The following is a 2,794-nucleotide window of genomic DNA, read 5'->3' on the forward strand; positions in this document are numbered from 1 at the left end:
CGGCATCAGGCCCAGCAGGCGGGGGCGCCAGAGTTGATGGCACTCGGGGCGCGGCGGCGCGTCGCCGCCATTGGGCAGGCGGCCGGGGTAGCACAGGCCCATGGGCAGGATCGCGACCTTGGCGCCGTCGTAGAATTCTTCTGGCGTCATGCCCAACCAGCCGCGCAGGCGCTTGCCGCTCTCGTCGGTCCAGGGTGTGCCGCTGATGTGCACCTTGGTGCCGGGGGCTTGGCTCGCGATCAGCACCGTGGCGGTGGTCGACACGCGCAGGATCGGGCGCGGCCCAAGCGGCAGACGGTCGGCGCAGGCGGTGCAGGCACGGGCAGCAGCGGCAGCGAGTTCTAGGGTATCAGGCAAGTCCGTATTCGACCTCGGCTGTGTAGACGGCGCCGTCCTTGCCCAGGCGGGAGGAGAATAGGGTGAAGTGCTCCACGTCGACCGGATCGGCACGCAGTAGATTGTTCGCCTGCACCCATTCCGCCAGCTTTAACGGCGAGGCGTTGTCCAGCCTTGCAACGGTGACATGGGGGTTGAAGCGCCGCCGCTCCGGCTCGAAGCCCACGCGCTGCACCGCGGTTTCGATCTTGGCTTGCAGATGGTCCAGTTGCGGGTTGCGCTCGATCCCGGCCCAAAGCGCTTGCGGCCGTCCGGCCTTTTCCAGCACACCGACACCGCTGATGTGCAGGGTGAAGCCGCGGCCGCGGAGTGCTGCCAGCGCGCCGTCCAACTCCTCCGCCCGGTGGCCCGGCATCTCGCCGAGGAAGCGCAGGGTCAGATGCAGGTTCTCCGGCGGCAGCCAGCGGGCGCCGAGCATGCTGGTACCCAACCGGGCCAGTCTAGCCCGGGCGTCGTGCGGTAGTTCCAGGGCGACGAACAGCCTCACGGCCCGCTCCGTACCTCGCGCAACAGCGCCTCGACCGCGGGTTTAATGCGAGCGACCACTTTCTTGACGCCGGTGGGGTTGGGATGGATGTGGTCGGCCTGGTTCAGCGCCGGGTCCCCGGCGACGCCGTCCAGGAAGAATGGGTCGAACAGCAGCCCGGGGCGCTGGCCCAAGCGGGCGAACACCGCGTGAAACTGCTGCTGGTAGGCGGCGCCGAGGTTTGGCGGCGCCTCCATCCCGGACAGCAGGGCCGGCAGATGCAGCGTGTCCAGCCTGTCCAGGATGGCGGTCAGGTTGGCATCCATTTCCGCCGGGTCGGTGCCGCGCAGCGCGTCGTTGCCGCCGAGTTCGACCAGCACCGCGTCCGGCTTGTCGCCCAGCGCCCAGTCCAGCCGGGATTTGCCGCCGGCGGTGGTGTCGCCGGACACGCCGCCATCCAGGATCTGCACGTCGAAGCCATCCGCCTTCAATGCGAGTGCCAATTGGGCCTGGAACGCGTCCGGTGCAGCCAGGCCGTACCCCGCCGCCAGCGAGTCGCCGAACACCAGCAACTTGATCGTCCGAGCCTGTGCGATTTCGGGTGACAACAGCATTGCAATGCACAATGCCATCTTCGCCCAACGGCGCCCGAGGCCATATGAAGATGCCATGGACACCACCCTGCCTCCTGCTGCCCTCGCACCCCTCGTCGGAGTGCGCGACCTTCGCCTGACCGTGCCCGCCGCGGCCGGGCCGGTCAACATCCTCGCCGGGATCGATCTGGACATCGGCGCCGGGGAGGCAGTGGGCATCGTCGGCCCATCCGGCTCCGGCAAGACCAGCCTGCTGATGGTGCTGGCGGGGCTCGAACGGGCGACCGGCGGCAGCGTGCGGGTGGCGGGGCACGATTTGACGGCGCTGAACGAGGACGCGCTGGCTCGGTTTCGGCGCGACACGGTGGGCATCGTGTTCCAGGCGTTTCACCTTATCCCGACCATGACGGCGCTGGAAAACGTCGCGATCCCGCTGGAGCTGGCGGGACGGCAGGATGCGGAGGCGCGGGCGGCCGCGAGCCTGCGCTCGGTCGGTCTGGGCCACCGACTGACGCATTTGCCGGGGCAATTATCCGGTGGCGAGCAGCAGCGCGTGGCGCTGGCCCGTGCCTTCGCCCCGGCGCCGCGGCTGCTGCTGGCGGACGAGCCGACGGGCAATCTAGACGCCGGCACTGGCAAGATCGTGATGGATCTGCTGTTCGGCATGCAGGCCGAGCATGGGACGACGCTGCTGCTGATTACCCATGATGCCAACCTGGCCGACCGCTGCGACCGGCAGATCCGCATAGCCGACGGCCGGGTGGCGGTGCCCGCGTGAGCCTGGCGTGGCGGCTGGCGCTGCGCGACCTGCGCGGCGGGCTGCGCGGCATTCGCGTGGTGCTGGCCTGCCTGGCGCTTGGCGTGGCTGCGATCGCCGCGGTCGGCAGCCTGCGCGCCGCCGTGAATGAGGGTTTGGCGACCAATGGGCGCGAGCTGCTGGGTGGCGATCTGTCTATCGATGGGGGCGCCCAGCCCCTGCCCGACACTTTGCGCACCTGGCTGCAAGGCCGGGGCGATCGTATCTCGGCCATCATCACCATGCGCTCGCTGATCGCCTCACCCTCTGGCGAGCGGCAGTTGATCGAGCTGAAGGCGGTGGACGCCGCCTACCCGCTGGTTGGCCAGCCGGCGCTGGACCCGGCGCTGCCGCTGGCGACGGCGCTGGATGGCGGGGTGGTGGCCGACCCGCTGGTGCTGGCCCGGCTGCGCATGCATGTGGGCGACACGGTGCGCATCGGCGTGGGGCAGTTCGTGCTGCGCGCGGCGCTGACGGCGGAGCCAGACCATGCCAGTGGCATCGCCCTGCTGGGCCCGCGCGTGCTGATCCGCGACACCGCCC

At 69.9% G+C, this 2,794-nt stretch carries 4 protein-coding genes and 1 pseudogene; 2 read left to right on the top strand and 3 right to left on the bottom strand.

Annotated features, from left to right (window positions below):
* The 3 genes from GSQ76_RS24045 to GSQ76_RS24055 form a co-directional block, all read right to left on the bottom strand.
* Positions 1 to 357: uracil-DNA glycosylase family protein (locus GSQ76_RS24045; protein ID WP_174247393.1), on the bottom strand; the 357-nt coding region annotated here is incomplete at its 3' end.
* The gene (gene thpR, locus GSQ76_RS24050; protein WP_158746646.1) at positions 350 to 883 is read right to left on the bottom strand and encodes an RNA 2',3'-cyclic phosphodiesterase; all 534 of its coding nucleotides are present in this window, start codon (positions 881 to 883) and stop codon (positions 350 to 352) included. The genes thpR and GSQ76_RS24045, both read right to left, overlap by 8 nt.
* Positions 880 to 1,533 (bottom strand): arylesterase, encoded by a 654-nt coding sequence (locus GSQ76_RS24055; RefSeq protein ID WP_254070607.1) that lies wholly within the window; start codon positions 1,531 to 1,533, stop codon positions 880 to 882. Before GSQ76_RS24055 ends, thpR begins: the two co-directional genes overlap by 4 nt.
* On the opposite strand from GSQ76_RS24055, the gene GSQ76_RS24060 reads away from it, so the two are divergent.
* Both GSQ76_RS24060 and GSQ76_RS24065 read left to right on the top strand, forming a co-directional pair.
* Positions 1,532 to 2,233, top strand: coding sequence for an ABC transporter ATP-binding protein (locus GSQ76_RS24060; protein ID WP_158746647.1), 702 nt, complete (start codon positions 1,532 to 1,534; stop codon positions 2,231 to 2,233). The two genes, GSQ76_RS24055 and GSQ76_RS24060, sit on opposite strands and share 2 nt — an antisense overlap.
* Positions 2,230 to 2,794: pseudogene (locus GSQ76_RS24065) on the top strand (ABC transporter permease); the annotation flags it as partial. The gene GSQ76_RS24060 and the pseudogene GSQ76_RS24065, both read left to right, overlap by 4 nt.

Source organism: Acidisphaera sp. L21 (assembly GCF_009765685.1).
Lineage (GTDB): Bacteria > Pseudomonadota > Alphaproteobacteria > Acetobacterales > Acetobacteraceae > LMUY01.

What these genes read in the sequence shown, in the direction of transcription:
- GSQ76_RS24060 (WP_158746647.1), top strand. Translation starts at nt 1,532, where the DNA reads ATGGACACCACCCTGCCTCCTGCTGCCCTCGCACCCCTCGTCGGAGTG.
- GSQ76_RS24055 (WP_254070607.1), bottom strand. Translation starts at nt 1,533, where the DNA reads ATGGCATCTTCATATGGCCTCGGGCGCCGTTGGGCGAAGATGGCATTG.